At 28.4% G+C, this 924-nt stretch carries 1 protein-coding gene; it reads left to right on the top strand.

Going from position 1 to position 924, the window contains the following annotated elements; translation table 11 throughout:
• Positions 1-658 (top strand): IS256 family transposase (locus tag CUL_RS20330; RefSeq protein WP_025642698.1); only part of this gene is annotated, 658 nt, incomplete at its 5' end.
• Positions 659-924: the final 266 nt, after the last annotated feature.

The raw sequence follows: 924 nt of genomic DNA, 5'->3' as shown, positions 1-924 counted from the left end.
TGTATACATTGTTTTAGCATATACAATGGATGGATTAAAAGAAGTGTTAGGTATGTATGTAGGTGAAAATGAAAGCTCAAAATATTGGCTTATGGTATTAAACGATCTAAAAAATAGAGGCTTAGAAGATGTATTGATTTTTGCAACAGACAATTTACCTGGTTTTAGCCAAGCAATAACAGCAGTATATCCAAAAGCAGAGATTCAAAAGTGCATTATTCACCAAATTAGAAACTCCACTAGATATGTAAGTTACAAGGATATACGTGAATTAATGAAAGATTTAAAAACAGTATATAAAGCAAATACTGAAAACACAGCATTAATTCAGTTAGACTATTTTGAAGATAAATGGGGTAAAAAGTATCCTAGTTGTGTATCAAGTTGGCGTAATAATTGGGCTGAATTATCAACATTTTTCAAATATCCACCAGAAATTAGAAAGTTAATGTACACAACAAATACTATAGAAAATTTTAATAGACAATTAAGAAAAGTAACAAAAAATAAGACAATATTTCCAACAGATTTTTCTTTAGAAAAGAGTCTCTATTTAGCAATGGTAAATGCTACATCCAAGTGGACATCAAGAATGAGAGGTTGGGATCAAATACTTGCTCAGTTAAATATTTTCTTTGAAGATATTTTGAGTAAATAGCAAAAATAAAATGTGGATTTGATGGATAATTGCTTTGCAATTACCCACAACCCCACATTTGCTACTACTATCTTTTTATCTCCCTCAATAAAGAAGCTGTAAAGCTTGACAGCTTAGTTTTATTGTGTAAAAATATACTAAACTTAGTAAGCTTAATTAACTTTCTTATTGAACCTAATAAATTAAGATTTTAATCTTAAAATAGATTTTAAAATTTGTCAAAATTCCTTAATCTGGAATGACGAAACACAAATTATTTCACACTA

This window comes from [Clostridium] ultunense DSM 10521 (assembly GCF_000511955.1).
Lineage (GTDB): Bacteria > Bacillota > Clostridia > Tissierellales > Tepidimicrobiaceae > Schnuerera > Schnuerera ultunensis.
Note: the sequence above shows the minus strand (reverse complement) of the source record. Positions and strands in the feature narration are given on the sequence as shown.